The following is a 23,927-nucleotide window of genomic DNA, read 5'->3' on the forward strand; positions in this document are numbered from 1 at the left end:
ACGAGGAGCGCGAGCGATTCGCAGTCGAACGGATCATCGTGACTTCTCCCACGACTGAAGTCGTGGGCTTTCTCCTCGATCCTGTGTAAGTCGTCCGGTACAACCGCGGTCGTCCTGCGGATGTACCGATAAATCGTTACGACGGACCGTATCAGTCGTCGGACGGATCCACCGACTCGGGTTCCGTACGGGTTTTCTCGAGGTCGGTCGAGCCGAGCGAGACGTCGTCCTCCTCGCGGAGGAACAGCGGTCTGCGGGCCCCGAACGCGGATATCATCGAGATCACGGCGAGCAGGGCAATCACGAACGCCAACACCGACACGGCCGCGATGACGACTCATGTTAGTTACTAGCTGACATTCGTGTCTATTCGACGGGCGTCCGCTATCGTCGCCCGTAGCGCTCGCAAATCGTTTCGGTGCGAGGGCGTCTCCGCTTACTCGCGGTTGACGTCCTCGACGTCGTACCCCTCCGCTTCGATGCTGTCGATGATCGCAGCGGCGTGTTCGATCCCGCTCGTCTCGATCTGGAAGACGAGGTAGGCCTCGCCGACGTTTAGCGATTCGACCGCGCGGTCGTGGCGGACGGTCTGGATGTTCGCTCCGTGATGGGCGATGATCCCCGAGAGTTCGTTCATTTTCCCCGGCATATCGTCGATCTTCACGCGCAGGCGCAGGATCTGGCCCCGACCGGTGAGCGCGTGGATCAACACCGTCTGCAACATCGTCATGTCGAGATTGCCACCACACAGCAGTGGCATGACGGTTTCGCCCTCGACGTCCAGATCGTCGGCCAGAAGCGCCGCGACCGACGCCGCGGCCGCGCCCTCGACGACCTGCTTCGCCCGCTCGAGCAGGAGCAAGATCGCACGGGCGATCTGGGAGTCGGTGACGGTGACGACCTCGTCGACGTGTTCCTCGATGAGCCCCAGCGTCAGCTCGGAGATCCCACCGGTGGCGATCCCGTCGGCGATCGTATCGACGTCGTCGAGCGTCACCGGGACGCCCTTGTCGAGGCTCTCGTGGACGGTCTCGGCGCCCGTCGCCTGGACGCCGACGACCCGCGTCTCGGGTGCGAGGTGGTCGAGCGCCGTGGAGATGCCGCTTATTAACCCTCCGCCGCCGATCGGGACGACGACGGTGTCGACCTCAGGGAGGTCCTCGTACATCTCGATTCCTAGAGTTCCCTGTCCCGCGACGATCGCGGGATCGTCGTAGGCGTGGACGAACTCGACCTCGTCGTCCTCCTTGGCGTACTCCTTCGCGTGGGCCATCGCGTCCTGGAAGTCCTGGCCGACGAGCTCGACCGTCGCGCCGTAGCTCCGAGTGGCATCGATCTTCGCCTGGGGGGCGTGTTTCGGCATGACGATCGTCGAGTCGGCGCCACACCTAGTCGCAGCCAGCGCGACGCCCTGGGCGTGGTTGCCGGCGCTCGCGGCGACGAACTCGTCGGCGCCGTCGGCGACGGCCTGGCTGATCCGGTTGTACGCCCCGCGGGTCTTGAACGAGCCGGTCCACTGGAGGTGTTCCATCTTCAGGTAGACCTCCGCGTCGACCAGCTCCTCGAGGGACGTGCTGCGTTCGATCGGCGTGCGCTTGACGACCGTCTCGTCGGTCAGTCGCTCACTCGCTCGTTCGATGTCCTCATACCGGATTTCGGGTTCGCGTTTTCGTGATTCGTTCATGGTCTGCTCTCGACCGCCTATCGGATTATTTTATCGCGGCCGGAGTCGAACAGCGGCTCGTTCCGAACCGTCGCGTCGTAGCTCTGCCCCTCGCACTCGATTCGGACCGACGTGCCGGTCTCCGCGTGCTCGCTCGGCAGGTAGGTGTACGCGATCGACTCGCCGATGCTGTAGCCGTAGTCGCCGGCCTGGACGTAGCCGACGGCGGTACCGTCTTTGTAGACCGGACGGCCGCCCAGCATCACGTCGCTCGAGTCGTCGAGGGTGAGGCAGGCGACCCGGTTGTCGATCCCCTCGTCTTTCGCCTCGACGAGTGCCTCCTTCCCGATGAAGTCAGTGTCGAGGTCGACCGCGAACGGGAGCCCCGCTTCGTAGGGGTTGACGTCGGTATCGACGTCCGTCCCCCACAGCCGGAACCCCTTCTCGAGGCGCATCGACTCGACCGCGCCGGCGCCCATCGGTCGGACGCCGAGATCCTGGCCTGCTTCCCAGAGGGTGTCCCACAGCTTCCCCGCGTACTCCGTCGGCGCCCACAGCTCCCAGCCGAGTTCGCCGACGTAGGAGAGTCGCAGGGCGATGACGGGGACGTCGCCGACGTAGATCCGCTTCCCGCTGAAGTAGGAGAACTCGTCGTTCGAGAGGTCCGCGTCGGTCGTCCGCTGGAGGAGGAGTCGCGCGTTGGGTCCCCAGAGGCCGATCGTACTCCTTGCGGACTCCTCGACCGTGACCGACACCGACTCGGGGGCGTGGCGCTCGAGCCAGGAGCCGTGGATCCCCGGCGAGTTCCCCCCGCCGGTGGTCACCACGTACTCCTCGTCGTCGAGGCGGACGACGGTGAGGTCCGCGAGGACGGTGCCGCCCTCGTTCAGCATCGTCGTGTAGCGAACCTGGCCGATCGAGAGGTCCATATCGTTGCTACAGACCCGCTGGAGGAACGCGCCGGCGCCGCTTCCCTCGACCACGATCGAACTGAACGTGGTCATATCGAACATCGACACCTTCTCGCGGGTGTGGAGGTGTTCGGCGCCCTCGATCGGGGAGCGGTTGACCCCCTGCCAGCCGTCCTGGTCGGGGATGCGGTCCTCGTACTTCGAGACGAGATCGGCGTTGGACTCGTACCACTGGGGGACTTCCCAGCCGCCGCTCTGGTAGAACTCCGCGCCCAGTTCCTGCTGGCGGTGATAGAACGGGCTCGTTCGGAGCCCGCGGCGGTCGGCGGGCTGCCAGCGGGGTTCGACGATGCTGTAGACCTGCTGATAGCGCATCCCGCCACGGTCCATGAAGTACTGCTTGTTTCCTGCGTGAGGCTCGAACCGCTCGACGTGGATCCCGCTCGTGTCGACGGGGCCGGAGGGGAGCCGCGGAACGCCGGTTTCCATCCACTCCGCAAGGATCTTGCCGTAACCGCCCGAGTGGGTCCACCAGATCGCCAGCCCGGTCCAGAGCCCGTCGACCGCCGCGGTTTCACCCAGTACGGGCATCCCGTCCGGCGTGTAGACGAAGATCCCGTTCTCGGTGGCGTCGAACTCCCTGTCGGCCGTCGCGGGCAGCAGCTCGTCGAACGCCTGCTTCGGCGACTTCTCGCGATCGGGGTGGGTCGCCTTTGTCCAGTGTTTCTCCGTGAAGCTGTGAACGGAGGCCTGGCTCTCCTCGGAGTTCGACCCCATCTCGTCGGGGTCGACCACGAGCTGCTCGTGGTTGTACGAGCCGAGCCCGTACCCCTCGCCGTGGGTTCGGAAGTACAGCGAGTTGTCCTGGTCCCGGCCGACCGGGCGGTCCGGCGGCTGGGCCATCGACTCGGTGATCTTTCGATCGCCCGGGATCTCGAGCCCGGTGACGGCGTCGTCGGCCCGTTCGTTGCCTCGCAGCTCCTCGAGGGGCTCGGTGACGACGTACTGGTGTTCGACCGGGGCGATCGGCAGGTCGACGCCTGCGAGCTGTCCGGTCTGGTAGGCCCAGTTGTTCGTCGCCAGCACGCAGCGGTCACACTCGATGCGCCCGCGGTCGGTGACGACCGCCTGTACCTCCCCGCCGTCGACTTCGATGTCGGTTACCTCGGTGTGGCCGTGGAACGACGCCGGCGTCGTCTCGAGGTACCACTGGAGCGCGTCGGTGCCCGCGACCTGGCCGTCTGTCGGCGAGTAGTAGCCGCCGAGGATCTCCTCCTCGTCGACCAGCGGCAGGTAGTCGGTGACCTCCGCGGGCTCGAGTAACTCCGGCTCGGGGAGCCCGTAGGATTTCGCCCACTCGACCCGGCGCTGGAGGAAATCCATCCGTTCCTGCGAGCGAGCGAGCTCGATTCCACCGGTCTCGTTGTAGACGCCAGCTTCCTTCAGCAGTCGAGTCGTGTAGTGGGCCGTTTTGGTCTGGAGCTTCGACGGCGAGGTCTGGAACATGATCCCCGGCGCGTGGGTCGAGGAGCCGCCGGTCACCGGCAGCGGTCCCTTGTCGAGGACGACGACGTCGTCGGCACCGAGTTCGGTCAGGTGGTAAGCCACGCTGCACCCGACCGCCCCGGCACCGATGATCACCGTCCCGGCTCTCGAGGGCGGGCTGTCTGTGCTCATATACCACACCCTGGTACAGTGGGTATCATAAGTGCATCGGTGAGAGGGCGGAGGCGGTCTCCGATCCGGGTGTTGCGGGCCGAGTGTCGGCGACGAAGCAACAGTGTTGATCGACACTCCACAAGCAGTCATCAGCCAGACACGTATTGCGTCCCGAGGTTCGTCGCTCGAGAACGCGTTCGACGACCGTGACTACGGCAGCGAAAACGGAACGTCCGCCTGGATACTCGCGGCCTTCACTGTGTTATAGAACAACATCGCGATCGTCATCGGACCAACGCCGCCGGGAACGGGGGTTATGGCGTTTGCTCTCGCCTTCGCGCTCTCGAACTCGACGTCGCCGACGAGTTCGTACCTCTTCTCTGTCTCTGCATCGACGCGGTTGACGCCGACGTCGATCACGACCGCACCGTCGCCGATCATCGAGCCGTCGATCAGCTCGGGGTAGCTGGTGGCCGCGATCACAATGCCGGGAGCGATATTCACGTTTCATCGTCGAGACAGCTTCTGGACCGCGATTCCCGAACTCCCGATCGCGGTATAAACACCTCCAGTATTCCACCTGCACCTACTTTGAGATCGGATGTCAACGTCGAGGTGACACCTGTTGAGGGGTGTCGCTGCCATACGAAGGGAGGCGTGGCGTTCTTCCACGCCTCCACTCCCATAGCATCGGTCCGAAGGAGTGCGGTTCCGGGCCGTTTCGGACCTCGTACCGTGTCGAACTGACCACTCGAGATTCTAGAGATGTCACTACGCGTCGATAGCGAGTCGAAAAACCGCTCGAGGCCGAACTACAGCAGCGGTCCGTCCTGAACCGTCGCCGCGTAGCGCTCACCCTCGTGGAGAATCTCGAGTTCGGTGCCGGGTTCGGCGTACTCCGGCGGGAGGTAGGCGTAGGCGACGCAGGCGCCGACGGTGTAGCCGTACTCGGCGCTGTGGACGTACCCTAACGATTCGTCGCCGTCGAGGACCGGCCGGTTCTTGAAGACGACCGCGTCCTCGTCCTCGAGGGTCAGACAGGCTACCTTGTGATCGATCCGCTCGCCCTCGGCGGCCTCGACGACGGCCTCCTTCCCGATGAAGTCCGTCTCGAGGTCGACAGCGAAGCTGAGCCCCGCCTCGTAGGGGTTGTGCTCGGTGTGGAGGTCCTCCCCCCACAGCCGGAACCCTTTCTCGATGCGCAGGGAGTCGAGCGCGCCGTTGCCGTACGGCCGGAGGTCGTGGTCCTGGCCGGCCTCCCAGAGGTGCTCCCAGAGCCGTCCGCCGTACTCGCTTGGCGTGTACAGCTCCCAGCCGAGTTCCCCGGCGTAGGAGACTCGAAGCGCTCGCACCGGGACGTTCTTGACGAACATCTCCTGGGAGGTGAAGTACGGGAAGGCGTCGTCCGAGAGATCGGCTCGGGTTACCTCGCTCAGTACGTCACGGGCGTTTGGCCCCGTGAGGACGAACGAGGAGAGCTCGGAGGTGACCTCCCGGACCGTGACGTCCTCGGGGGCGTGTTTCTTGACCCAGGCGACGTGGTTCTGCCCGACCTCCCGGCCCGTGGTGAGCACGAGGTAGCGATCGTCGTCTGTCCGGGTGACGGTGATGTCGGCCCGCACGCCACCCTCCTCGTTGCACATGAGGGTGTAACGAACCTGTCCGACGTCGATGTCCATGTCGTTGGTACACAGATACTGGAGGAACTCGCCGGCGCCCTGCCCGCTGACCTCCATCTTGTTGAACGAGGTCATGTCGTGAATGCCGACCTCGTTGCGGACGTGCAGGGACTCGGCACCCTCGATGGGCGACCAGTACTTCGCCTCCCAGCCGTCTCGTTCGGGGACGTCCTCGCCGTAGCGCGCCAGCAGGTCGGCGTTCGAATCGAACCACTGGGCCTCCTCCCAGCCGGCCTCGGCCCACAGCTCGGCGTCGAGCTCCTCGAGCTTGTGGTAGACCGAGCTGCGGCGGATGTCGCGCTGGTAGTCCGTCCAGGTCCACTTGGGGTGGACGATGTTGTAGACGATCCGGTACTCCTCGCCGCCGATGTCGCGGGCGAAGTCCCAGCTGCCCTCGTGGGGCTGGAACCGGTTGACGTTGCAGTGCGAGAGGTCGATCCGGCCGTCGGAGAGCTTCGGTGCGCCGGTCTCCATCCACTCGGCCAGCGCTCGCCCCGCGCCGCCGGCGTGGGTGACCCAGATGGCCGCGGCGGTCCAGAGCCCGTCGTACTCCTGGACGGGCCCCATCACGGGGAGGCCGTTGGGCGACTCCGCGAACATCCCGTTGTACTTGTGCTCGAGTTCCTTCCCCGCGGTCGCGGGCAACAGCTCGTCGCTGGCCTGGCGGGGTGCCTTGTCCGGACGGTCGGGGTGGGTCGCGTTGTTCAGGTGGTAGTCGGAGAACTCGTGGACCGACCCCTGCTCGCCATCTTCCTCGTTGCCGCCGAGCTCCTGTGGGTCGGGGACCAGCGGCTCGTGGTTGTACGAGCCGATCCCGTAGGCGTCGCCGTGAGTCCGGAAGTACAGGGCGTTGTCCTGATCCCGGAGGATCGGCCGATCGGGGTTCGCGAGCAAGCGGTCGGCCTTCTCGCCGGAGACCTCGCGGTAGTTCTCGTAGACCGGGTCCTGGGTAACGTCCTGGTCGCCCGAGAGCTCATCGAGGGACTCGGTGATGGTGTACTGATGTTCGACCGGCGTCACGGGCAGGTGGACCCCGAGCTGTTCGCCCAGCTGGCGCGCCCAGATGTTCGTCGCGATCACGACCTCGTTGCACTCGATCTCGCCGTGTTCGGTGACGACGGCCTGTACCTCGCCGTCCTCGACCGCGACGTCTTCGGTCCGGGTGTGTGGGACGAACTTCGCGCCCCGATCCATAGAGGCTCTCGCCAGCGCGGCGCAGGCCTTGACGCCCGACACCTGGCCGTCGGTCGGCGAGTAGTAGCCGCCCTGGATAACGTCGCTGTCGACCAGGGGGAGTTTCTCCTCGACCTCCTCTGGCGAGAGGAGCTGCGGGTCCGGAACGCCCCAGGCGGTGCCGTGTTCGACCCGGCGCTGGAGGAAGTCCATCCGCTCGTCGGTCCGGGCGACCTCGATCCCGCCCGTTTCGCTGTAGAGCTGGTTTCCGTCCTCGTCCTCGAGCTCCGAGTACAGCTTGCGGCTGTAGTTCGCGAACTTGGTCAGCACCTTGTCCTCGGCGGTCTGGAACATGATCCCCGGCGCGTGGCTCGAGGAGCCGCCCGTGGTCGGGAGCGGCCCCTGGTCGACGACGACGACGTCCTCGCGCCCGAACTCGGTCAGGTGGTAGGCCGTGCTGCAGCCGACGATTCCGGCCCCGACGACGACGGTGTCGGCCTCGGCCGGCAGACTGTCGTGTGTATTCATTACTCACCTCGATATGCTGGTGGGGATCAAATATAGCTGTCGCCGTCCCGGATCGTCCAACGAACGATACGAAAACTGAGAGATAGTGTTTCGGACGACCCGGCAGTCCCGAGGACCGCACGATGGCGTCGTCGACCGACGACGTTCCGTCGAAGACCGCCAAGGGCCCGATCGAACGGCCCGTCGGATCCGGTTCGCTCGCTCGCGGATTCTCGGTTCTCACGTCCGCTTCCCGGAACTCAGCCTCGAGCTATATGAAGGGACGGAGTATTCCCCACTCAGTATTACCCCGACCCGAGTTCAATCGTAGACAAATCATGAGGATCGGGGACTTGGTTGACACTCTCTCGCAAATAGTAGACCGGTACGAGGCGGACGGCGGCGTGATCCGACAGGTCGACGCGACGATCTCCGGACGGGCGGACGCGACCGGGCCGAGCGTTTCGGTCGACGCCGTCGCTCCGCTGTGTAACGGAACGGCGTCCGAATCGGACTCCAGCACGGCTCCCGAAACGGCACGCCTGGACGACAACGGGGGACTCCACCTCGAGTTCTCCCGCTCGGCGCTGCCCGCGATAGCGGAGTACGCGCCCGACGGCGTCGTCGTGACGAGGGACGACGCCCGCGTGACCGCCGACGGCGACGTCGTCGTGACGTTCGCGATCAGCTTTGAGGAGGAGGCGACGTCGGCTCGAGCCGAGACGCCGTCGGGTTCGGCGGCCGAATCGGACGCCGGGACGGAACCGAACGAAACCGACGGACCGCTCGAGACGGGCAAAGCTCACGACGAGGACGGGACCGATCCGGTATCGACGGAGTCCCGACTCGGGAGCGAATCCGAAACGGAGTCCGCGATCGACTCCGAACTCTCGCGGGCCCTCGAGGACGCGCGCAACGAGGAGTTGCCGCCGTACGACGACGCCGAGTACCTGCAGTGTCTGTACGAGTCCTTCGAGACGTTCGCAGCGATGGCCGACGTCCTCGAGATGGACGTCGCCGCCGAGACGGTCCGTCGGTACATGATCGACGCCGGCGTCCACGACCCCGTCTCCTACGACGTGGTCGACGCCGAGGAGACCGAAGAGCGAACGGAACCGGCCGACGAACCGGACGATCCGTCCGCCACGGAAGGACTCAATGCCGCCACGACCGACGCGGAGCCAGAGCCGGAGTCGGCCCCCGCTCGTCCCGACGGGACCGCAGATCCGGTCGAGGATGTCCCGGAGCGGCCACTCGTCGCGGACGGGGTCGGCCTCCCGGACGACGTCGAGGTCGAGCGGCTGATCGACGCAGTCGAGTCGTCGATGACGCTGTACGACGTCTCTCGAGCGCTCGGCCTCGAGCGCGACCGGACCCGGGAGCTGCTCGAGAGACTCGACCTAATCGATCTCGTGGTTAGGCGCGTCTACGCCTCGAGAACGCCGGAAGAGGGACCGTCGCGGGAGGAGATCGCCGAGCGGATCCGCGGCAGCGACCAGCACCGATCCGAGCGTCACGCCGGGGACACCGGCTCCGGCGATCGGCAGTCGGCCGTCCCGTAGCGTCGCTCGCCGATCGGCACCGATCCGTGAACGCCGACCGGGTTCTTCTCTCGTGTTCTCGTCGTCACCGTTCTCCCCAGCTCGTGCGCTACGGGCCGGTTTCGGCGCCGCCGGGAGACGGATCGGTGCGAGCCGTCACCCCCGCGGGGTATATATTGGTGTTCAATAACACGGGTGAACGACTTTCAGTATCTTCTGTGTTGATCGTGACGTATGACACAGTGGGACGACTCACGAGCCGCCGCGGTGAGTGAGAACGTTACGGACGAGTCGAGCGCGCCGTCGGCGAATCAGCTCGCCGACCCCGATGCATTCGAGGCGGAGAAGGCGACGGTTTTCGGCGAGTACTGGGTGTATGCCGGCCACGCGAACAGCATCGCCGAACCGGGGCAGTTCTTCACCCGAACCGTCGGCGACCGACAGCTGATCGTCGTCCGCGGCCACGACGGCGAGCTCAAAGCGTTCGACAACGTCTGTGCCCACCGCGGCTCCAAGATGGTCGAGGACACGCCGATGACCGACCCCGGCGGCGGCAACCGGATCCAGTGTCCCTACCACCTCTGGACGTACGATCTCGACGGCGAGCTCCGCAGTACGCCCAAGAGTTTCGAGGACGCGAGCCTGAACCCCGATCTCGAGAACGAAGACGTCCAGGAGTTCGACTGCGAGACCAACGGCCTGAACGACGTCCACGTCGACAGCGTCGGCCCGCTGCTATTCGTGAACCTGAGCGACGAGCCGCCGGCGCTGTCCGAGCAGGTCGGCGCACTGGAGGAGCGACTCGAGTCACTGTCCCTCGAGGCGTCCGACCACGAGCGTCGAGTCGTCGAGGAGGTCGAGTGCAACTGGAAGACGGTCGCCGGCAGCCTCCTGGACGCGGTCGGCCGTCGGGATCGGCTTCCGGGCGCCGAGTCCGAGGAGACCAACCTCGAAACCGACGACCACTGCTGGTCGCTCAGTTCGACCGACGACGATGAGACAGCACAGGTTCACTACTGCTGGCCGAACGTCACGATCGAGGTGGACGGCGACGACGGGTACGCGACGTGTATCGTCGACCCGGTCGACGCCGGCCGCTGTCAGCTGATCGTAGACTACTATGTTCGGGACGGCGACGGCACCGAAGCGGAACGGGAGTTCGTCCGCACGAGCCGCCAGCGTCGGGCCGAAGCGATCGAACTGGCCGAACGCCGCCGCGACACGGACGGAGTCAGCACCCTCGAGCGGACGCTCGGACCGAACGAACACACCGTCGACGACCTCCACGGGCTCGCACAGGAGTCCGATTCGTAATCGATACATGAGCACACAACAGCAACACCCAACGTATGCCGCGAGTTGTCCCGACTGCGACGTCGATCTGCACAGCGACGACCCGAACGAGATCGTCGAGTTCTACCGCCGCCACTCGAGCGTCACGGGCCACGACGTGGAGTTTACCCGAATCGGACCCGACCTCGTGGACGCGGTGACCGAGGACGACCTCAAGGAGGTCTACACGCTCAAAGACGTCGTGACCCAGCTCGAGGCGGAGTACGAGAACGGGGCTCCGATCGGCGCCGTTGCAGCGGCGATGAGCGAGCAGGGACTGTCGATCGGCGAGACGCTCGAGAAGATCCACGAGATCCGAATGGGCGGCGGACTGTACGAACCGCAAGACGACCACCTACGCGCGTTCTGATCGAGGAACCCCCGCAGTTGGCGGTGCGTCGGCTTCCGGCTCGTTCTGCTGTCGATGCACGACTGCCCCACACCGCGACGGCGACTGCATGGACGGTCTCTTCTTGATCGCGGCCACGGCTGGTACCCCGGTATCCGCTGTGATCGGCGGGCGGTCGGTGGATTTCGAACTCGAGTCGTTTCGACGTCGCCTTCGTCCGTCGAGCCGGTATCGTCGGTGGCGTTGCGACTCGAGGCCGGGAAGCCCCCATGGGGGTCGCCGAGAACCACCCTGTATATAAATGGGCGCTATATACCTAGTTAACTTCTTTCATGAACTCGATCATCATAGAGAGTGTATGACACAGTGGGAGCACGCTCAGACGAAGCCAGTTAGCCCGGATATCACGGAGAAGTCGAACGCGCTGCCGGCGAAGTACTTCACGGAGCCCGAGACCTTCGAGATGGAGAAGGACAAGATCTTCGGGCGGTACTGGGTGTATGCCGGCCACGCCAGCTGTATCACCGAGCCGGGACAGTTCTTCACCCGGAACGTCGGCGGTCGCGACCTCGTCGTCGTCCGCGGAACGGACGGCGACGTCGAGGTCTTCGAGAACTTCTCGGCACGAACCGGCTCGCCGGTGGTCGACGAGACGCCGATGACCGACCCCGGTCGCGTCGACCTCGCCGACTTCGAGCACGCCGAGCCGGTCCGCGTCGACAGCATTGGGCCGCTTTACTTCGTCAACCTGGGCGACGAGCCGATGTCGCTATCCGAGCAGGCCGGCGTACTGGAGGAGCGACTCGAATCGCTGCCCCTCGAGGAGTACGAGCACGGCTGTCGGGTCGTCTCGGAGGTCGAGTGCAACTGGAAGGTGTTCGCGGGTAACTACTCCGAGTGCGACCACTGCCAGGCCAACCACCAGGACTGGATCAAGGGGATCGAGCTCGCCGACTCCGAACTCGAGGTCAACGACTACCACTGGGTGCTCCACTACACCCACGACGAGGACGTCGAGGACGAGCTCCGGATTCACGACGAGCGTGAGGCCCAGTTCCACTACTTCTGGCCGAACTTCACGATCAACATGTACGGCACCGCCGACGGCTACGGCACCTACATCATCGATCCAATCGACACCGGCCGCTTCCGGCTCATCGCGGACTACTACTTCCGTGATGGCGACATCTCGGAGGAGGAACGAGAGTTCGTCCGCACGAGCCGTCAGCTCCAGGAGGAGGACTTCGAACTCGTCGAACGCCAGTGGGCGGGGCTGCGGACCGGCGCGCTCGCACAGGCTCAGCTCGGACCGAACGAACACACCGTTCACAAGCTCCACCGCCTCGCTCAGGAAGCGTACGACGCCTGATTCTCGAGCGGACGACCCCACTTACGCCTCGATGGCGTCGGCTCGACGGTGAAGCCAGACCGCACAGGCGATCGTCACGAGCCCCGCGACGGCGGCGATTCCGAAGGCGACCCGGTACCCCGTCACCGTGTAGACGCGGACGCCGCCGACGAACTCCCCGGTCCAGTAGGCGTCGAGCACCCACCCCATCGCCGTCGGAAAGACGGCGGCGCCGAAGAACGAGGCCCCGTTGATCGCGCCCAGCGAGATCCCGCTCGCCCGGCTCGAGTGGCGCTCCTTGACCAGGGGGTAGGTGAGGACGAACGTCCCCAGCAGCGCGCCGGCCACGAAGAAGACGGCTCCGACGACCACGAGCGGCGGATCGCCGACGATCGCAAGCAGCGCGAGCGCGCCGGTGTAGAGGAGTCCGCCGCCGACGATGAACTCGGTTCGACGCTCGAGGCGGTCGGAGAGCCAGCCGAACGCGGGCGGGCCGACGGCGCTCCCGACGCCGCCGAGCAGCGTACACAGCGATGCCACGGTCACCGAGGTGTCGTACACCTGGACGACGTAGGGGATCCCCCAGAGGCCGAACAGCGTGAGGTTCACCCCGCCGGTACAGAACAGCAGGACGCTGACGACCCACGTCCACCGATCACGCAGGACGGTGGCGCCGTGGGTTCGGATCTCCCCCAGCGTGAGCCGGGACTGCTCAGGAACCCCCTCGATCGGTTCGAACCCCGCGCGCTCCGGTGAGTCCCGGACGACGAGCGCCGTCACGGCGGCGGCGACCAGTCCAACGGCCGCGAGCATCGACAGCGAGGTTCGCCAGCCGGTCGCGTCCACCAGCACGGCCAACGGTGTCGTCGCGAGCACGCCACCGACGCCGCCGACGGCGAAGCTCAGCCCGTTCATCGTACCGAACTCGTCGACGCGGTACCAGCTGGCACAGAACCGCAGCATACAGACGAAGATCACGCTGCCGCCGAGTCCGATCACCAGCCGACCACCCAGTGCAGACGGGTACCCCTCCGCGAGCGCAAACCAGAGCGCGCCGGCGTTCATCGTCACCGCGCCGATCGCCGCCGTTCGACGGATACCGATTCGGTCGACGAGGATGCCCGTCGGCAACTGCATCAGGGCGTAGACGAGGAAGAAAACGGCGTGGAGCGTGCCGAGTTGCCCGCCGGTCGTCCGAAACGCCGCCATCAGGTCGTCGGCGAGTACGGCGGTCGAGAGCCGGTAGACGTTGACCAGCAGGAAGGAGACAGCCAGAATCCCCCACAGCAGCCAGCGACGGTTCCTCGGCGACGACCAGTAGTCCATACGGGGGGTCTCGAGTACGACGACAAAGCGTTTGATATTATGAACGCGAACGGGGGTGTGCCGGGAACCTGTCGGCGGGCGGCGACTCGAGGCGTCGGTCGCCTCCCCGACATCGTCCCATCATCTGTTGGATTTCGTATAGGTCGTGTTTCCCGAAGTACCGCTCGGTCAGGTGTTTACAGTCATATGTATGTATAGAGTTGCTCCTTGGCGGGTGGCCGGATCGTCGTCCGACGGTCCGAGAATCGCTCGACGGCTCGCTCGAGCCCGCGCGACGTCGCTCGAGGCAACGGCGAGGTTTCTCGAGCAGCGGCGACCCTACCCCGGCCGAGCCGACTCGACTGCGGCGACGAACTCGGCGGCGGTCTCGCGGACCCGATCCATGTCGCCGTCCGCGATCGCGTCGTCGTCGACGATCGCGCTGCCGACGCCGACGGCGAACGCTCCCGCGTCGAAAAACGACGCGACGTTGTCGACGGCGACGCCGCCGGTCGGCACGACGCGAACGTCTCCAAGCGGACCCTGCAGCGCGCCGACGTGGTCGGGACCGACGGTCGCCGCCGGAAACAGTTTCAGGATGTCGGCACCGGCCTCGATCGCCGTCACGGCCTCCGTCGGCGTCGTGACGCCGGGGATCGAGACGACGCCGTGACGGTTGCACGCTCGGATCACGTCGGGGTTGCAGTCGGGGGCGAGGACGAACGTCGCCCCGGCGTCGACGACCGACGCCGCCGTCGCGGCGTCGCGGACGGTCCCCGCACCGACGACGGTGTCGGTATCGCGCAGTTCGCGGTCGACGGCCGCGACCTTCTCGCGGACGCGAGTTCCGTCCGCGGTCACTTCGATCGCGCCGACTCCGGCGTCGTGGATCGCTCGAGCGACGGGGGCGATTCGGTCTTCGCCGACCCCGCGAAGCACTGCGACGACGCCGCTGTCGCCGATTCGTCGTTCGACGGCGTTCGGTTCGGACATACGCACCCTTTCCCGATCGCGGGCTTGAACGTAGCGGTTCGTCACTCGGTCGAGGGTTCGTTCCCGCTCATATAACCAACGCGGGAACGAGGTGAGATCGCCGGCCGTTCGACGATCCGATTCTCCTTGATTCTATCGTTCCAATATATTTTTTACCAGACACTTCTATCGAACCATCGATTAATTTCCTATTCCATCGCGGGACGTTCGATACCGATTCGGTTTGCCTCGCCGGTTCCGTCAAGCACCGTTTCGAGATCGAGCTGTCTGACCACTCGCGTGTATACCGGGATTACCGGTCAGTCTGCGGACGATACGTGCTGACGAACCGACCGGTGACAGTAGAGGCGCGAGCACCGATAGCCGTTCTATACTTTATCGACTATAAACTAGAACCAGAGAGATTCGGCCGTCCCGAACCGGCGGCCGCTTGGGGTCGAATGGCACTCAGGCCGATCGGCGTAATCCGACTCGCCGTCGGCGGCGAAAACACTCATATCGGTTCGTGCTGTATTTACTGGTATGACGCGTCCGCTACGGATCGTCGGCCTCGCCCTCGCCGGCATCGTCGTTCTCTGGCTCGTTCTCGAGCTTATCGCGCTCGTGTTCGGGCTCGTGACGTGGATCGTGAGCACGATCGTCTCGCTGGCCGTGCTCGGGCTCCTCGTCTACGTCGGATACCTGCTCGTCTCCTCGATAGTCACCTAATTCTCAATAGCTGCAATAGGTAGATCTTTTACGGCAACTATACTTTCCACACACTGCAGCTATTCCTTCGAGAGAGGGTCCGCAACCGCGACGAAGCGAAGCCGCCGGTAGTCGGCGACCCACGAGCCGTCGCGGAACAGCGCCGGGCGAAGTCGATCCTCGACCCCCTCGACGATCGTGTCACGCTCGGCGTCGGGAACCCCTTCGAAGAACTCGTCGCCGAACATCCCGATCCAGTTCGCGAGACCGTCCGCGCCGTTCTCGAGTTCCGTCGGTCGGTCGAACAGCGCCGCCGAGTGCACCTCGAACCCGTGGGCCTCGATCCGGGGCGCGTACTCGCCGATCGAGGGGAAGTACCAGGAGTGATCGCCATCGTACCCCCGGTCTGCGAGTTCGGCCGCGAGCGCGTCGACGATCGCTCGGACGTTGCCCGTTCCGCCCAGTTCGGCGACGAAGCGACCGCCCGGCCGAAGCGCGTCTCGAACGGTCTCGAGGACGGCGTCCTGGTCGTCGATCCAGTGTAAGGCCGCGTTCGAGAGCACGGCGTCGAACGGTTCCTCGGCAGCGAACGTCGTCGCGTCGGCGTGAACGAACGAACAATCGGGGTGGGCCTCGCGAGCCGTCGCGATCATCTCGGCGGAGCTGTCGAGTCCAACGGCGGTCGCGCCCGCGTCGCTCACCGCCGCCGTCAGCTCCCCCGTTCCACAGCCGAGATCGAGTACACGCTCGTCCGCGGTCGGCTCGAGGAGCTCGAGTAGGTCGGCTCCGTACTCGTAGACGAACGAGTGGTCGTCGTCGTAGGCGGTCGCGTCCCAGTCGTCCCGTGGGCGTGTCATCAACTAGTGGCTACGTCGGCGGGTTGCCTATCCGTTTGGGTTACAGCTGGAAATCCATCCACGCTCGTCTCCACGGCCGAGTTAGTCGGGTGGCCGACTTATACGGATTGCTGTAACGATGTACCGGCGCAACCGCCGCACGGGTCGCGGTTACGCCGGTAATAACTTACAGTAAACCGTATTAGACCGGGAGCGGCATCGGCGTGAACTCGGCGGCGAGCAGGTACGCCAGCGCGAGGGCGACCTTGCCGGCGATCACCAGCAGCCCGACGAGGGCGTAGGACGCCGTCGCAGTGGTTCTCGAGATCACGTCGCGGCGCTGGCCGACGACCGCTCCGACCGACAGCAGGATCGGCACGATCAGCCCGGTGATCACGACGACGCCGACGAACAGCGTCGCGTGAGTGGTCAGCAGGTTCTGTACCGCCGGCTCGGCCGCGGGAACCTGCTCCGGTAGCAGGAAGACGGTCGCGAGCACCGCCACCAGCGTCGCCGCCAGCAGTCCGGCGGCGCCGAGCGCGTAGTTCTGGATCGTCCTGCTGACGGATCGGTCGGCGACCGCCGTCAGCCCGACGGCGGCGGCCAGCCCTGCACCGAGCCCGCCGAAAATCTGGACCGGAACCAGGAACGTCTTGTCCCACAGCGCAACCCGTTCGGTCGCTCCGGAGCCGTACGCCATCGCCGAGTAGACGAGGACGCCGGCGGCGAAGATCGCAAAGACACCTCCGAGTGCGAGGCGGATCGGCTCCGAGGGGCGGGTGTAGTCGGCGAGCGAGTCGAGCCGGTCTATGAGTCCGATCCGATTGAGGATGCCACGGATCCCGCCGGTCGTCCCACCCGTTGCAGCCCTGGCGGGGCCGTCCTCGGCTCCGCCGTCGGAGGCGACGTCCCGTCCACCGTCGGCCGCGAGCGTTCCCTCCTCCCCCTCGGCGACGGTCGGGGAGTGCGGTCGGCTCGCCCCGAACGTGACCCAGACGAACATCAGGAACGAGCCCAGGCCGAATCCGAGCAACATGTACGCCCCGATGGCCATCCACGAGCCGAGGTTCGTCATCGTCAGCGGGATCAACATCGCCCGGAACGGCGTCGCGAGGTGCGACAGCAAAACGGGCGGGCCGATCGCCAGTCCGAGCAGTCCGACGAGGTAGCCGTACTTGGCGATCCGACCGTGCTCGCTCGCGTTGCCCCTCGCCGAGAGGAGGTCCGCGACGTAGCCGGTCAGGTACGCCCCGCCGGCGATCCCAATCATGGCGATGTAGACGCCGATTCGCCAGTTCCACTCCGTGTACGGAAGTTCGAACGCGATTTCTGTTGCCATCGTGTATCACTCCCCCACGATTTCGTCCGCGTCGTCTCCGAAGACGATCCGTGCAGCCTCGTCGGAGAACGGCGTCGAGACGTGGTCTTCCTCGAGCTTCTCGGAGAGTTCGTCGGGCGTGCCGAACAGCAACGCGTCGGTCGGACACTCCGAGGAGCAGGCTGGCTCGAGGCCCTGCTCTTGGCGTGGCTCACAGGTCGTGCATTTGTCCATCAGGCCGTTCCCGCGGGCGCCCAGCGGCGACGCTTCCTCGGCCTCGGGGATCTCGGCGTCGGGGTACTGGGGGGCGCCGAACGGACAGCCGACGCCGCAGTAGTGACAGCCGATGCACATCCCCGCGTCCACCCGGACGGTGCCGTTGTCTCGAAACCGAAGCGCGTCGGTTGGGCAGACCTCGACGCAGGGCGCTTCGGCGCAGTTGTAACACTGCATCGGCTTGTTCGTCTCGTCCTCCGTGCCGTGGGCGAGCGCGACGACCTGAATCCGGTCGCTTTCGGGCGGCAGGTCCCACGTTCGCTGACACGCGACCTCGCAGGCGCCGCAGTCGATACAGGACTCCCAGTTCGGGATCACCCGGGCCGTTCCTCCGTCTGATTGGTGTGTGCTCATCGGTTTCACCTATCGCTTGTGGCGGTTCATGCGCTGTTCTTGCCACCGGTGCTGCCGATCCGACAGCTCCGGAATCTCGCCGTCGTCGGCCACCCGGACGCGACACAGCGTCACCTTCGTCTCCTGCATCTGGGTCTCGCGGTCGTAGGCCGGCGCGGTCCCGGCGTTGATCGACTCGCCGATCACGAGCGGCCCCAGCCCCTCGGGGACCGTCTCCAGCATACGCTCCCCCTCGAGGATGCCGCTCCAGTGGTAGGGGGCGAACGCGTGATCGGGGGCGACACGCTCGGTGACGTTGGCCTGGACGATCATCTCGGCGTGGGGCGTCTCGACGACGATCCACTCGCCGTCCTCGACGCCGAGGTCGCCGCCAACGTCGGGGTGGATCTCGAGGTACATCATCGGCGACCGCGAGGCCGTGCCGAGCGTGCTGCGGGTCTGTGCGGCGGCGCCCTGGTGTTCGACCTGCCGGCCTGACGTGAGGACCAGATCGTACTCCTCGTGGGCGTCGATGTTGTCCTGCTGGACCCGTTCGTTGTCGAGCTCGACGCGCCAGTGGTCCTCGACGCGCTCGTTACAGGGGTAGTCCTCGACGAGATCCGCGCGCGGCGTGACCGCGGGCTCGCGATGGACCGGAATCTGGTCCTCGAGGTTCCAGGCTTTCATCCGGGCTCGGCCGCGACCCCACGGGGCGTCGGGCTGTGGGTTGTCGAACGCCGCGTAGCGCTCGAGGTCGACGTCGTACCCCTCGTCGGCAAGCGCCTCAGCGGTGTCGGCGACCGACTGGGACTCGTCCTCGGCGTACTCCACCGGGAGCGTCGCCGCGGCCGGGATCTCGGGGTCGGGCAGCACGGTCGAGAACAGCGGATACTGCGGGACCCCCTCGAGTTCGCCGTCCCACCACTCCGGCTCGAACGGCTCCCGGAGTTGGTCCTCGGGCTCGACCTCAGGGTCGTCCTCGTCGACCGCCGCGTCCCACCAGTTCGCACGGAAGTCCATGCCGCCTTCCGCGGGGTGGAGCGACGCGTCGTAGAGGATCGGCGTCCCGGGGTGGTCCTCGTGCCAGGACGGCCACGGCAGGCCGTAGTAGTCGCCGTCGAGTTCGTCGTACAGCTCGTGGTCCTCCTCGAGGTCGGCCCGGAGATCCTCGACGCTGAACAGCTCCGCGTGCTCCTGGTGGAGCTTGAGCCGTTCGGGCGTCTGGCCGACGTAGCCGATCGAGCGCGTACCCAGGTTGATCTCCCGCAGGATCGCCTCGGGCTCGTCGTAGTCGAAGTGCTCGCCGAAGCCGAGATGCTCGGCGAAGTCACACAGCAGCTCCCAGTCCGTCCGGGAGTTGTGTCGCGGGGTGATCGCCTGGTTTCGCCACTGGAGCTGCCGCCCGGTGTTGGTGGCGCTGCCGGCCTCCTCCATGTTGGTCGCCGCCGGCAGCATGTAGACGTCGGTGTCGCTGTCGGCGAGCTCGGCGACCTGGTTGGGGTAGACGTCGACGTTGACGATGAACTCGAGTTCGTTGACCGCCTCCCGAACCCGCTTGTACTCGCTGAGCGAGCCGAGGCCGTGTCCCCAGAAGACCGCCGCCCGGAGCGAATCGGGCTGGTAGATCTCCCACTCGTCGTCGAGGACGCCCTCGAACCAGCGGGCCACGGTGAACCCGTTTTTCTCCATCAGCTCGGTCGAGTGGAACCGATCGACCAGTTCGTCGTAGCTGATCTCGCCGGAGGTGCTCTCGGTTTCGGTCCAGACGTTCGTCCAGTGTTCCCAGGCGTCCGGATCGAGCCCGTAGTAGCCCGGCGTGTTCCCGGAGTCGACGCCGAGGTCGGTCGCGCCCTGGACGTTGTCGTGGCCCCGATAGATGGGCGTGCCGCCGCCGGACTGGGCGGCGTGGCCGAGCGTCAGGTTCAACATCGCGTAGGCGCGGACGTTGCCCGTCGCGTTGTTGTGCTGGGTTCCGCCCATCGCCCACTCGACGCAGCTCACGTCGGCGTCGGCGAGCGTCTCGGCGAGTTCGGCGAGGTCGTCCTCGGACGTCCCGGTGATATCCGAGACCGTCTCGAGGTCGTACTCGGGAAGGACGTCGTCGCGGAACTCCTCCCAGGTCGGGACCATCACGCGGCTCTCGATGAACGCCTCGTCGTGGAGGTCGTTCTCGACGATGTGGTAGATCAGGCCGTAGATGAACGCGACGTCGGTCCCCGATCGGAACTGGTAGTAGTCGTCGGCGGCGGCGGCCGTCTTCGTGTACCGCGGTTCGGCGACGATGTGTCTGCCGCCTCGACGCTGGGCCTCCTGGAAGTGCTGCCAGGCGACGGGGTGGCTCTCGAGCGGGTTGTGCCCGATGATGAGGTTGACGTCGACGTTTCGCATGTCGTTGTTGTTGTTGGTCATCGCGCCGACGCCCCACGTGTTCGCGATCCCGGTCACCGTCGTCGAGTGACAGATCCGCGCCTGGTGGTCGATGTTGTTCGTCCCGTAGAACGCGGCTAGCTTCCGAATCAGGTACGCACACTCGTTCGTGTGTTTGGCCGAGCCGACCCACATCGTTGCGTGGGGCCCGGTCTCCTCGCGGACGTCGTTCAGTCGACCCGTGATTTCCTCGAGGATCGCGTCCCACTCCATCTGGGTCCACTCGCCGTCCTCGAGTTTCAGCGGCTCCTTCAGCCGTTTGTCGGAGTTGACCGACTGCGCGAGCGACGCCCCCTTCGAGCAGAGCCCGCCCCGGTTGATCGGGTTGTCGTCCCACGTCTCCTGACCGACGAGCGCGTCGTCCTCGACGGCCATCTGTACGCCGCAGCCGACCGAACAGTGCGTACAGACCGTCTTGACCAGCTCGTCGGCCGCGTCGGGATCGACGGTGTCGTCGTCCTGTGCCTCCCCCCGTTCGAGGAGCGTTCGCCCCCCGACCGCCGTCGCGAGCGTCCCGGCAGCACCGGCCTTGAGGAACCCCCGACGATCGAGATCGAGCGTCGATCGTGACATACAATGACAAACATGGAGGTCGGTAATAAATATGGCCGGTACCCATACATTCTTTTGATAGTTATTTTTGCTGCGTTTATACTCACCGGCAAAACGCAGTTCGCTCGCTACCGCACACTCGTCGGCAAACGGACGCTGTCGCGGCTGACGCTTTTCCCCGCTGTCGGCGTCGAGAGCCTACTTCGGAACGGCGAGATGAAACGCTCGCTGAACGTGGACACAGACATGGTACCTCATAGCATACTTCGAACCATGCGTGTACGATGTACCCTCTGCAGACGGACCATCCCGGATCGGTCCCTGCAGCGCGTCTGCGAGTGCGGCTGGTGTATGGACCCGAACTGCCGGCGGAACCACGAGTCGTTCTGCCCGGTCCACGGCGAGGATCGGTGGCTCGGCGCCGTCGAGATCTAATTGCCAGCGGAGCGACCCGTACTGTTTTTTCGACGGCCGGCGTTCTGGGGCTATGGCTCGAGGGGCGACACTGACGGCACTTGTTTGTCTGCTTCTGGTAAGCGGGCTCGTTGGCCCGCTCGCCGGAACGGCGATGGCCCATTCGGACGGTGTCACGGGAGATCAACTCGACGACGCGGCCCACGCCTCACCGTCGGCCGACGACACTGCCGGGTCGGCCGCGGGCGATCAGGTTGTCGGTACCGAGGTCGACCAGTTGATCGAGAGCGTGATGGCCGAACACGACATCGCGGGCGCGTCTGCTGCGGTCGTCGAGGGTGACGAACTCGTCCACGTCGAGGGGTACGGCGACGCCGACGCCGCGAACGGAACTTCGGTCGACCCGAACGAGACGTCGTTCATGGTCGGCTCGGTCGGCAAGCTGACCGTCTGGACCGCGGTGATGCAGGGTGTCGAGAACGGCGACCTCGAGCTCGACGAACCCGTCGGCACCTACCTCGAGAACTACTCCGTCGAGGGCGAGGACGAGGTCACCCTCGAGCATCTCGGGACCCACACGCCGGGGTACGAGGATCGCCTCCAGGGGCTGTTCGTCGACGACTACGCGGAGGCCGCCAACTGGGAGCCGAAACTCGAGCGGGAGCTGCCCGCCCAGGTCAGACCGCCGGACGAGACGGTCGCCTACTCTAACCACGGCACCGGGCTCGCGGCGCTGGTCGTCCAGGAGGCCGTCGGCGAGCCGTTCGAGGAGTACGTCGACCGCGAAATCTTCGAGCCGCTGGCGATGGAGGGGGCGACGATCGAGCAGCCCGTTCCCGACGACCGAGAGCCGGTCTCGCAAGGCCACGTTCCGACCGAGGACAGGTTCGAGACGGACGACCCCGTCATCATCGGCGTTCCGCCCGCGGGCTCGATGAGCGCCACCGCGACCGATATGGGGAACTTCGCGATCGCGGCGCTGCAGGACGGCGCGTTCGGGGACGACCGCGTCCTCGAGCCCGAGTCGGCCGAGGCGATGCTCGAGCAGCGGGCGACGAACCACCCCGACGTCGGCGGCGTCGGCTACGGCTACATGCTCGGCGAGCGCGGCGGCGAGGCCCTCGCCTGGCACACCGGCGGCACCGAGTACTTCAACACGCTGTTCGTCCTGTTTCCCGACCACGACGTCGCGCTCTACGTGAGCTTCAACACGGCCGGCAGCGGCGCCGCGCTGGCCGATGTTCTCGACGGCTTCATCGAGCAGCGTTTCGACGGCGAGGCGAGCGAGGAACTCGAGCCCGATCCGGCCACTGCCGACCGCGCCGACGCGTACGAGGGCGAGTACCGGAGCACCGGGTTTCAGACGACCCCCGAGAAGATCGTCGGGCTCGCCGACGCCCACCACGTCTCCGTGACCGACGAGGGGTACCTCGAGCTGGGATCACCCCTGCTCGGCGGCGAGACGCGCTGGGTCGAGCTCGAGCCCGGCGTCTTCGCGCCCGACCCCGACGAGGACGACGCGATGTTGACCTCGAGAGTGGTCATCGAGGACGGGGCCCTCTACACGGACGCGCCCGCGGCTCCGTACGAGGCGGTGTCGTGGTACGAAACGGCGACGGTTCAGCTCGGCCTTGCGGTCGTCGCCCTCGGTGCGGTGCTCTCGACGCTTCTGGTCTGGCCGATCAGCGCCTATCGGAGCCGCGGGTGGGGACGGATGCGGACCCACCTCACTCGCCCGCGGCTGGCGATCCTCGCCGGTGCCGGCCTCCTCGCCGCGTTCGTCGTCGGTCTGCTCGCGAACGGCATAGGCGACCCGAATCAGTTCGTGTACGGCTACACGCCGTGGCTGCGGCTCACCCTCGCGTTCTTGCTCGGGGTTCCGCTCGCGGCCCTGGTCGCGCTAGCGTTGGTCGGCCTCGAGTGGTACCGGGTGGCCACGGCGCGAGATCTCGAGGCGAGTTCGACGACTCCGCTGGGTCTGGCGTACCTGACCGCGCTGACAGTCGCCCTGCTCGTCTTCGCCTGGCAGCTGTGGTACTGGAATCTGCTGACGGCGGTATGGTTTTGACACTTTCGCCGACATGCGTGCGTGGAGTGCGGCTCATCATCCGGGATCCGTTGCTGGTGTGTCGATGACCCGTCGACTATCGCAATAAATAACACATATATAAAACAAATATGATAGGAGTCTGCTGTTATGGCGCACTATCGCAGCAAGGTGGACGCCAGTCCGAGGGAGACAAATAATCGATTTTCGACCGTCCAGGGGTCTGAATTCGTTCGGCTAAAGCCGAACCTCTCGTTCGGTTCCCGATCGATTCCTTCTAGCGGACTCCATCGGTAGAGTCGCGACTTCAATGGCTCTACAATCCGCTTAGACGAGAGAAAACCTACTCACGAGCGGTCGTCCTCGCTCCGGAGTTAGTCGGTGCAATGAAGTGTCAGCCCACAAATAGTAGGCCGGAAGCATATGGAAAATTATATTCAAACCTATTATCGAAACTGACTCCACGAAAAATATGAGTTCTGATAGTTCATGTTTCGTCGGCCCTGCGCTGTCGACCGGGACCGTATTCGGTATGGTCGTGCCTCGTATTACGATAGTATGACTGTAATACAACCAC

General features: G+C 65.6%; 17 protein-coding genes and 1 pseudogene. 7 read left to right on the top strand and 11 right to left on the bottom strand.

Features of this window, described 5'->3' with window-relative positions; genetic code table 11:
* Positions 1-151: 151 nt before the first annotated feature.
* The 5 genes and pseudogenes from QA600_RS11035 to QA600_RS11055 all read right to left on the bottom strand — a co-directional run bounded on the left by QA600_RS11035 (position 152) and on the right by QA600_RS11055 (position 7,613).
* Entirely contained in the window at positions 152-277 is a 126-nt protein-coding gene (locus QA600_RS11035) for a hypothetical protein (RefSeq protein WP_278291990.1), read from the bottom strand.
* Positions 278-436: 159 nt separating this feature from the next.
* Positions 437-1,684: a threonine ammonia-lyase gene (ilvA, locus tag QA600_RS11040; protein WP_278291991.1), complete on the bottom strand. Its 1,248-nt coding sequence runs from the start codon at positions 1,682-1,684 to the stop codon at positions 437-439.
* A 17-nt stretch (positions 1,685-1,701) separates the two neighbouring features.
* On the bottom strand, positions 1,702-4,251 hold the full coding sequence (locus tag QA600_RS11045) for an FAD-dependent oxidoreductase (protein ID WP_278291992.1): 2,550 nt from the start codon (positions 4,249-4,251) through the stop codon (positions 1,702-1,704).
* A 192-nt stretch (positions 4,252-4,443) separates the two neighbouring features.
* Positions 4,444-4,719 (bottom strand): annotated as a pseudogene (locus QA600_RS11050) (bifunctional 5,10-methylene-tetrahydrofolate dehydrogenase/5,10-methylene-tetrahydrofolate cyclohydrolase); the annotation flags it as partial.
* A gap of 326 nt (positions 4,720-5,045) precedes the next feature.
* Positions 5,046-7,613, bottom strand: a complete 2,568-nt coding sequence (locus QA600_RS11055) for an FAD-dependent oxidoreductase (RefSeq protein WP_278291993.1) — start codon at positions 7,611-7,613, stop codon at positions 5,046-5,048.
* 332 nt (positions 7,614-7,945) lie between these two features.
* Here QA600_RS11055 and QA600_RS11060 point away from each other — a divergent pair, with 332 nt between their 5' ends.
* The 4 genes from QA600_RS11060 (at position 7,946) to QA600_RS11075 (ending at position 12,183) form a co-directional block, all read left to right on the top strand.
* A complete protein-coding gene (locus QA600_RS11060) occupies positions 7,946-9,154 on the top strand; it encodes a hypothetical protein (RefSeq protein ID WP_278291994.1) in 1,209 nt (402 codons plus the stop codon).
* Positions 9,155-9,367: 213 nt separating this feature from the next.
* Entirely contained in the window at positions 9,368-10,447 is a 1,080-nt protein-coding gene (locus QA600_RS11065; RefSeq protein ID WP_278291995.1) for an aromatic ring-hydroxylating dioxygenase subunit alpha, read from the top strand.
* A gap of 7 nt (positions 10,448-10,454) precedes the next feature.
* Positions 10,455-10,835: a hypothetical protein gene (locus tag QA600_RS11070; RefSeq protein ID WP_278291996.1), complete on the top strand. Its 381-nt coding sequence runs from the start codon at positions 10,455-10,457 to the stop codon at positions 10,833-10,835.
* A gap of 337 nt (positions 10,836-11,172) precedes the next feature.
* Complete coding sequence (locus tag QA600_RS11075; RefSeq protein WP_278291997.1) at positions 11,173-12,183, top strand: SRPBCC family protein; 1,011 nt, start codon at positions 11,173-11,175, stop codon at positions 12,181-12,183.
* 21 nt (positions 12,184-12,204) lie between these two features.
* On the opposite strand, the gene QA600_RS11080 is transcribed toward QA600_RS11075, so the two are convergent.
* Positions 12,205-13,488, bottom strand: coding sequence for an MFS transporter (locus QA600_RS11080; RefSeq protein WP_278291998.1), 1,284 nt, complete (start codon positions 13,486-13,488; stop codon positions 12,205-12,207).
* A gap of 318 nt (positions 13,489-13,806) precedes the next feature.
* Complete coding sequence (locus tag QA600_RS11085; RefSeq protein ID WP_278291999.1) at positions 13,807-14,460, bottom strand: bifunctional 4-hydroxy-2-oxoglutarate aldolase/2-dehydro-3-deoxy-phosphogluconate aldolase; 654 nt, start codon at positions 14,458-14,460, stop codon at positions 13,807-13,809.
* 522 nt (positions 14,461-14,982) lie between these two features.
* Between QA600_RS11085 and QA600_RS11090 the strand changes: the two genes are divergently transcribed.
* Positions 14,983-15,168, top strand: a complete 186-nt coding sequence (locus QA600_RS11090) for a hypothetical protein (RefSeq protein ID WP_278292000.1) — start codon at positions 14,983-14,985, stop codon at positions 15,166-15,168.
* A gap of 59 nt (positions 15,169-15,227) precedes the next feature.
* Here the strand turns inward: QA600_RS11090 and QA600_RS11095 are convergent, their stop codons facing one another.
* From QA600_RS11095 to QA600_RS11110, 4 genes are all read right to left on the bottom strand, one after another.
* The gene (locus QA600_RS11095; protein ID WP_278292001.1) at positions 15,228-16,004 is read right to left on the bottom strand and encodes a methyltransferase domain-containing protein; all 777 of its coding nucleotides are present in this window, start codon (positions 16,002-16,004) and stop codon (positions 15,228-15,230) included.
* A gap of 181 nt (positions 16,005-16,185) precedes the next feature.
* Positions 16,186-17,322, bottom strand: a complete 1,137-nt coding sequence (locus QA600_RS11100) for a dehydrogenase (protein WP_278292002.1) — start codon at positions 17,320-17,322, stop codon at positions 16,186-16,188.
* A gap of 6 nt (positions 17,323-17,328) precedes the next feature.
* Positions 17,329-17,931, bottom strand: a complete 603-nt coding sequence (locus QA600_RS11105; protein ID WP_278292003.1) for a 4Fe-4S dicluster domain-containing protein — start codon at positions 17,929-17,931, stop codon at positions 17,329-17,331.
* A 9-nt stretch (positions 17,932-17,940) separates the two neighbouring features.
* The gene (locus tag QA600_RS11110; RefSeq protein WP_278292004.1) at positions 17,941-20,910 is read right to left on the bottom strand and encodes a molybdopterin-dependent oxidoreductase; all 2,970 of its coding nucleotides are present in this window, start codon (positions 20,908-20,910) and stop codon (positions 17,941-17,943) included.
* Positions 20,911-20,913: 3 nt separating this feature from the next.
* Between QA600_RS11110 and QA600_RS11115 the strand changes: the two genes are divergently transcribed.
* Together QA600_RS11115 and QA600_RS11120 are read left to right on the top strand one after the other, a co-directional pair.
* Complete coding sequence (locus tag QA600_RS11115) at positions 20,914-21,324, top strand: hypothetical protein (RefSeq protein ID WP_278292005.1); 411 nt, start codon at positions 20,914-20,916, stop codon at positions 21,322-21,324.
* 52 nt (positions 21,325-21,376) lie between these two features.
* The gene (locus QA600_RS11120; RefSeq protein ID WP_278292006.1) at positions 21,377-23,371 is read left to right on the top strand and encodes a serine hydrolase domain-containing protein; all 1,995 of its coding nucleotides are present in this window, start codon (positions 21,377-21,379) and stop codon (positions 23,369-23,371) included.
* The last annotated feature ends 556 nt before the right edge of the window (positions 23,372-23,927 follow it).

Source organism: Natronococcus sp. A-GB1, assembly GCF_029688845.1.
Classification (GTDB): domain Archaea; phylum Halobacteriota; class Halobacteria; order Halobacteriales; family Natrialbaceae; genus Natronococcus.

Coding starts and splice junctions, on each gene's coding strand:
- QA600_RS11085 (WP_278291999.1), bottom strand. CDS start 14,460: ATGTCCGAACCGAACGCCGTCGAACGACGAATCGGCGACAGCGGCGTC.
- QA600_RS11115 (WP_278292005.1), top strand. CDS start 20,914: ATGACAAACATGGAGGTCGGTAATAAATATGGCCGGTACCCATACATT.
- QA600_RS11100 (WP_278292002.1), bottom strand. CDS start 17,322: ATGGCAACAGAAATCGCGTTCGAACTTCCGTACACGGAGTGGAACTGG.
- QA600_RS11110 (WP_278292004.1), bottom strand. CDS start 20,910: ATGTCACGATCGACGCTCGATCTCGATCGTCGGGGGTTCCTCAAGGCC.
- QA600_RS11095 (WP_278292001.1), bottom strand. CDS start 16,004: ATGACACGCCCACGGGACGACTGGGACGCGACCGCCTACGACGACGAC.
- QA600_RS11070 (WP_278291996.1), top strand. CDS start 10,455: ATGAGCACACAACAGCAACACCCAACGTATGCCGCGAGTTGTCCCGAC.
- QA600_RS11065 (WP_278291995.1), top strand. CDS start 9,368: ATGACACAGTGGGACGACTCACGAGCCGCCGCGGTGAGTGAGAACGTT.
- QA600_RS11105 (WP_278292003.1), bottom strand. CDS start 17,931: ATGAGCACACACCAATCAGACGGAGGAACGGCCCGGGTGATCCCGAAC.
- QA600_RS11045 (WP_278291992.1), bottom strand. CDS start 4,251: ATGAGCACAGACAGCCCGCCCTCGAGAGCCGGGACGGTGATCATCGGT.
- QA600_RS11075 (WP_278291997.1), top strand. CDS start 11,173: ATGACACAGTGGGAGCACGCTCAGACGAAGCCAGTTAGCCCGGATATC.
- ilvA (WP_278291991.1), bottom strand. CDS start 1,684: ATGAACGAATCACGAAAACGCGAACCCGAAATCCGGTATGAGGACATC.
- QA600_RS11090 (WP_278292000.1), top strand. CDS start 14,983: ATGACGCGTCCGCTACGGATCGTCGGCCTCGCCCTCGCCGGCATCGTC.
- QA600_RS11035 (WP_278291990.1), bottom strand. CDS start 277: ATGATATCCGCGTTCGGGGCCCGCAGACCGCTGTTCCTCCGCGAGGAG.
- QA600_RS11055 (WP_278291993.1), bottom strand. CDS start 7,613: ATGAATACACACGACAGTCTGCCGGCCGAGGCCGACACCGTCGTCGTC.
- QA600_RS11080 (WP_278291998.1), bottom strand. CDS start 13,488: ATGGACTACTGGTCGTCGCCGAGGAACCGTCGCTGGCTGCTGTGGGGG.
- QA600_RS11120 (WP_278292006.1), top strand. CDS start 21,377: ATGGCTCGAGGGGCGACACTGACGGCACTTGTTTGTCTGCTTCTGGTA.